Origin of the sequence: [Scytonema hofmanni] UTEX 2349, assembly GCF_000582685.1 — a bacterium.
Lineage (GTDB): Bacteria > Cyanobacteriota > Cyanobacteriia > Cyanobacteriales > Nostocaceae > Hassallia > Hassallia hofmanni.
The window spans coordinates 1,111,256-1,117,094 of record NZ_KK073768.1; the positions used below are offsets into that span (position 1 = coordinate 1,111,256).

7 protein-coding genes are annotated in these 5,839 nt (G+C 42.6%); 4 read left to right on the plus strand and 3 right to left on the minus strand.

The window, feature by feature from the left end:
• Positions 1-364 precede the first annotated feature (364 nt).
• The gene (locus TOL9009_RS0109940; protein WP_029632670.1) at positions 365-751 is read right to left on the minus strand and encodes an alpha-crystallin domain-containing protein; all 387 of its coding nucleotides are present in this window, start codon (positions 749-751) and stop codon (positions 365-367) included.
• Between the two features lie 310 nt (positions 752-1,061).
• On the opposite strand from TOL9009_RS0109940, the gene hslO reads away from it, so the two are divergent.
• The 4 genes from hslO (at position 1,062) to TOL9009_RS50490 (ending at position 4,913) form a co-directional block, all read left to right on the plus strand.
• Positions 1,062-1,967: an Hsp33 family molecular chaperone HslO gene (gene hslO / locus TOL9009_RS0109945; protein ID WP_029632671.1), complete on the plus strand. Its 906-nt coding sequence runs from the start codon at positions 1,062-1,064 to the stop codon at positions 1,965-1,967.
• A gap of 150 nt (positions 1,968-2,117) precedes the next feature.
• Complete coding sequence (locus TOL9009_RS0109950) at positions 2,118-4,154, plus strand: coiled-coil domain-containing protein (protein WP_029632672.1); 2,037 nt, start codon at positions 2,118-2,120, stop codon at positions 4,152-4,154.
• A gap of 198 nt (positions 4,155-4,352) precedes the next feature.
• Positions 4,353-4,634: a type II toxin-antitoxin system Phd/YefM family antitoxin gene (locus TOL9009_RS0109955; protein WP_029632673.1), complete on the plus strand. Its 282-nt coding sequence runs from the start codon at positions 4,353-4,355 to the stop codon at positions 4,632-4,634.
• Between the two features lie 36 nt (positions 4,635-4,670).
• Complete coding sequence (locus TOL9009_RS50490) at positions 4,671-4,913, plus strand: type II toxin-antitoxin system RelE/ParE family toxin (protein ID WP_084763163.1); 243 nt, start codon at positions 4,671-4,673, stop codon at positions 4,911-4,913.
• Between the two features lie 373 nt (positions 4,914-5,286).
• On the opposite strand, the gene TOL9009_RS0109965 is transcribed toward TOL9009_RS50490, so the two are convergent.
• Both TOL9009_RS0109965 and TOL9009_RS0109970 read right to left on the minus strand, forming a co-directional pair.
• Entirely contained in the window at positions 5,287-5,481 is a 195-nt protein-coding gene (locus tag TOL9009_RS0109965; protein WP_190909745.1) for a hypothetical protein, read from the minus strand.
• Between the two features lies 1 nt (position 5,482).
• A partial coding sequence (locus TOL9009_RS0109970; RefSeq protein ID WP_063628682.1) for a hypothetical protein occupies positions 5,483-5,839 on the minus strand: 357 nt, incomplete at its 5' end.

A 5,839-nucleotide genomic window follows, 5' to 3' on the forward strand; every position in this document is an offset into this window, starting at 1 on the left:
TTCGATCAGATTGTTCATACTTCCAGATTGTCAATTTACGATCGCCTCCCATAAGTATTGTCATTTTTCTCTGTTTGTATGAAACCACCCTGCTTTTTAAGGGGGGTTAGGGGGGATCAACAAGTGCCTAAAATCACAGTTAACTACTTTTCAAACAACCTCTTAGTTGTAGATTCTCCCAATAACCAATTAGCAAATTGCTGGGGATATTTTTCTGCTAAATATTTACATAAGTTGTCAAATTGCATTCCCAATCAAGGATTTAAAAAATCTAAATGGTCACCGCTTATTAAACGTAATTCTTTTTACGTACCTTGATTTGCGTCTTTGCTACGAGTGTGATCTGCTTATTATCCGTCTGGACTCACTGCTTTTGAGTTGCCAAAAAAGTTCGCAAGCTCAACAAACTGAAGCTTTGCCCCAAATTCAACGGCAAAATTGATACTCCTTCCAAGCGGGACTGTACCCAACCATCACCCCAGTACCACTCATGAAAGCCGTCGATACCTTGACTGAGTAGCAAGCGTAAACAATTGGGTTTTGCCACATCCACTTGATGATGAATCTTAACTAGTCCAAGTGAACTAGTAAACTGAAATCCTGAATGTAGTTCTTCTGGCATTCCGGGAGAAAAACGTTGCCCGATGAGCCATTTTTCTTGTTGCACAGGACGCAGCAGACTGTCTTTGATTGTCGCTGCTGAGGCTTCAACTTCTATACGTAGTTGACTTTGTTGAAAATTACCGAGCATTTTGGGAGAGCGATCGCATTTTCTTTTAGTATGACAAATGTGGTTCATCAGATACGGGCTTGTTCAAAAGAAAATGGAAATTTCATTACACTACGTCCAGGATGAAATATTTCTTCAATGGGTCTTTTCCCAGTTCCTAGTCCACAGTCCCCAGTCCCCAGTTCAAAATTCCCTACACCCTACAAGCGCGGAAAGCCGCTCATTTTCATACGGACATCCTTAACCATTGTTGCTTTGTTTGGTCACTTTTCTACGAGCTTCTGAACTTAGAATAGAAAAAGTGAACTTGTTAAGAAATGTAAGGTTATTCATGGCGGATCAATTAATTCGCGCCACGGCGGCTGATAGTGGAATTCGTGCAGTCGGTGTCATTACCACACGCTTGACAGAAGAAGCAAGGACTAGACACAAGCTTTCTTATGTAGCTACGGCAGCCTTAGGTCGAACTATGGCAGCTGGCTTATTAATGGCTTCTAACATGAAGCGAGAAGGCTCTAGAATCAACGTCCGAATTAAAGGCGATGGTCCTTTAGGTGGTATCTTGGTAGATGCTGGCTTAGATGGAACAGTACGCGGCTATGTAGAAAATCCCGCGATCGAATTGCCTCCCAATGCCAAAGGAAAACTTGACGTTGGTGGCGCAGTTGGTAATGGCTACCTTTACGTTGTTCGGGATATGGGTTACGGCTATCCTTACTCTAGTACGGTAGAACTGGTTTCTGGGGAAATTGGGGACGATGTAGCTCATTACCTGGTAAACTCAGAACAGACACCTTCTGCTGTAGTTTTAGGTGTGTTCGTGGGTGCAAATGGGGTCACTGCTAGTGGAGGCTTACTCGTACAAGTGTTACCAAAAGCTGCTAGAGATGAAGAGCTAGTAGCAAAGTTGGAATCACGAGTGGCGGGTTTAGCTGGATTTACGCCATTGTTGCAAGCCGGCAAAACATTGCCAGAAATCTTTCAAGACTTGCTGGGTGATATGGGTTTGGTGATTTTCCCGGAAACTCAGATGCTGCGCTTTCATTGTGGTTGCTCTTTTAACCGCGTGCTTGGAGCATTAAAAATTTTAGGAGAAGCCGAACTGCAAGACATGATTGCCAAAGATGATGGTGCTGAGGCAATTTGTGATTTTTGCGGCTCAGTATATCACGCCAGTAGCGATCAGCTAGCCCAACTAATTGACGATTTGCAGGCGGAATCTTCCGTTTCCAGATAAGTATAAAAAGATACGTTTATTTCATCGTGTTAATGATATCTGTGGAGAGAGGTAATTGAGACTAGCTTTTTCATGACGAGAAAGTTACTATGGCAACAAAGAAATTATCGATCCATAACAGATCGCTGTGAAATTATTTTGGTGTGAGAGATGACAGAGCGGGATATTCCAGAGAGTTGGTCATCAGCCAGAGCAACAGAACCAGATAAAATAACCGGATTATCACCATCGCCAGAAAGGAGTGAAACTCATGTGTCTGGTGTTCCAGCTAATGGTTCTACCTCAAAGTCAGTGAAGCGCCGAAAAATACGCAATTCTGATCAAGAAACTGTGACACCCAGCACTTTTTATGGTAAAATTCCCAACTGGATGAAAAGTTGGGTGTTATGGACAGTTTTATTAGCGTTGGTTCCTGGTAGTATCGGCTTTATTTCGATGGCGATGCTGCTAAAATTACCAACGGCGCCAAACTGTCCATCGATTTTTTGGCCCCTTGCGAGTGCATCGGTGCGACTGCACTGCGCTCAATTGGCGGCTTCTAAGCAGACGGTGAATGACTTGTTACAAGCGATCGCCTTAGTCGATCAACTACCAGAAAATCACCCACTCCGCTTAGAAATAAATCGCAACCTCGAAGAGTGGTCGCGTTCGATTTTACAGCTAGCCGATCAAAGTTTTCAATCAGGGAAGTTAGACGAAGCGATCGCTACAGCACGTAAAATTCCCAAAGACCTCTCGGCGGATAAATTAGTAGATGAGCAAATCTCTAAATGGCAGTCCACTTGGTCTAAGGGAGAAAAGATTTACCAAACAGCGGAAAACGAACTACGGCAAACACATTGGCAATCCGCTTTTATGGTGGCATCTAAATTGCTGCGGGTAGATAATAAATACTGGCAAACAGCTAAGTACGATCAATTGAATAGCTTGATTGTCTCAGCACGGGAAGATGGCGAGAAGTTAGCAAAAGCTAACAGTTTGGCAGAAGACTCTGGAGTAGATAATTTACTAAAAGCCATTAAAGTAGCTGAATCAATTGGGCAAAATAGTTACGTTTATCAGAAGGCACAGGCAAGGGTTTCAGTATTTGGACGGAAAATGCTGGCATTAGCACAGAAACAGCTAGATCGTCGAGATGCAGATGAAGCACTGGAAATTGTCAGCAAAATTCCGGCAAGTACAAAGCTCAAGTTGGAAATCGAAGACTTTACAGCGATCGCTGATGCCCAAAGAAATGCATGGATTGGCACTGTTTCTGGTTTAGAAACAGCGATCGCCCAAGCACAACAAATTGACCCATCAAGACCAGTTTATGACAAGGCACAAAAACTTATTGCCCGTTGGCAGTTGGAAATTGAAGATGTTGCCAATCTAGATAAAGCACGTACACTGGCAAATCAGGGAACAGTTAGCGATTTGAATGCAGCGATCGCTCAAGCGCGTCTTATCCCGGTTAGTAATCCTCGTGGTTCTGAAGCTAGGCAAGATATAGGACAATGGCGTGCTCAAGTTGAGACAATCGAAGATAAACCTTATTTGGAACGCGCTGAACAGATAGGTTTTATAGAAGATGTTAACTCATTGCAAGCAGCGATCGCCGAAGCAAGTCAAATTCGTAATGGTCGGGCATTATATCCAGAAGCACGCCGAAAAATTCGCACTTGGACGGCGAAAATTCAGCGAATTGAAGATCAGCCATACTTAGATCAAGCGCGAGATATTGCTCGTAGTGGCGATCTAGCCTCTGCGATTAAAGCTGCCGAACAAATTGCCTCGTCGGGACGCGCATTAAGTGGTGAAGCACAAGCGTCTATAGATGATTGGCGAGGGCAAATCCGCGCTAGACAAAATTGGCGTCAAGCGCGGGAAGTGGCACTTGCTGGCACTCCTGAGGCTTTGTCAGAGGCAATACAACTAGCGGATAGAGTGCCAAGTCGTAGCTTGTTACGCAATGACGTGAATCCGGCTATTGACCAATGGAGTCAGCAATTATTAGATATAGCCCGCTCTCAGAGTGAGTCTGATATTACCCAAGGTATTGAAACCGCAAAACTGATTCCCCAAGGTTCTGCCGCTTACAGCGCAGCGCGAGAGCAAATTAGGAATTGGCGCGAATTGCTCAAGCCTCAGCCTGAACCTGAACCAGAGCAATTTCCACAGGAATCAACAACAACCGAGCAGCAGTAATATCGAATAAAAGTTGAATTGAGATATTGATTTTGCTGCATTACCCGCCATAGGTTAAAACCTATGGCTAATAGCTAAAGTCATCTCAAGATGACTAGATGTATTTTAGTCAAGCTTTTCAATCCATTTTAGCTCGCTTTTTTTATATATCAGCGATAATGTACTAAACCGCTTAATTGTACAAATTGTGAGAATCTGATGATTATCATTTCATCAAGCGAAACACGAGAAAATTGGGGAGAGATACGCCGTAAAGCTCAGAGGGATGTTATTGAGGTGCAATCACATGGCAAGCCTGATGTGTACATTCTAAGCCCTGAAATATTTGAGGAATATCAAAGGCTTAAATATGAATCTCTCAAAAATAAGCTTGAAAAAGGTAGGTTGCAGGCTGAACAGGGTCATTTTTCGGATGCCACTGTGGATGACATCGTAAGGAAGGGTGACGCGCTTTACGAGCAAAGAACATCGAATCGTTAAGCTTACCCTACAAGCCGAAGAGGATCTTCAAGAGATATACGTGTAGAAACTTGGGGCAAGGGGAGAGCAGAGCTATTCATTATTGCCTTGTATGATCGGTTTCAATTCCTTTGTGGCAATCCTGAAATAGGGCGAAAACGAGAAGAATTTTATCCAGGGTGTCGTAGTTGGGTATTCCAGAGCTACGTCATTTTCTATCAATTGAAAGATACATACATTGAAGTAATAGGCATTGTTCACGGTAGTAAGGATATCAACCGTTACTTTAGAGGTGAATAAGCCTGTTCTGGCTTTATTAATGGATAGGGTCACTCTTGTGGAGGATGTGGCAATCCGCATTTTTCACTTAGTAAACTTTGATCTAACTTAAAAGTACAACCTTCGGAAATTCTCATTGAAAGATTATGAAAGGAAATCAATAAGGCTTTGAAATGGGAATGTTTTCAGACCTTAGATCAATTGCGAGAAGCTGTGTGGAAAGAGTTAAATAAATTTACAGCTTGTCAACTGAAATCTATTGTGGGCTGGGATTTTATTTTTTCGGCTTTATTTGTATCAGGCTTTTCGTGAAATGGTATAAGGGTACACCAATGCTGTACCCTTAATTGTTTGTGTATATCGATGCCAATTGTTTGCAGGTGAATTTTGAAGATCAAGATTGTGACTCTGAGGAATCCCCACTGCGTTTACTTGCTTCTGGCAGCATCTGACCGAGATACCCGCCGACGCCAACTTTCGCCAAGTCCCCAAAAGTAGGGCGAAAGTTATCGTCTGCGATCGCCAAAACAAGCGCCCCAATTACCAAAATAATTACAACTACAGACCGAACACTAATTTTTGACAGCATCTTAGTATTCATCATCTCGAAGAATAAAGCCAGATTCTTTATTCAAAAAGCCCGCAAGCTGCTTAATCAGCCCACGAAGTCGGTTAAATTTGTGTTCGAGTTGCTTGTCGGTAGCATTATGACGGTACTCAGAAAATAACTTCTTTTCGGTGTACTCAGTCAAGTGTACTTCTAATCTTTTTTCATTCAGATATAGCTTGTCCACAAGGTTGTCTCTCTGTGAATCAATCGCGGCTAATAAAGTAGCTTGTACATTGGTAATTCTTGCATTAATGTGCGCTTCTATTTGCGCTAATCGATAGATACCACCAATTAATAAAAAGACCAAAGAAATAACAGTAAAAGCATTGTTGACGTC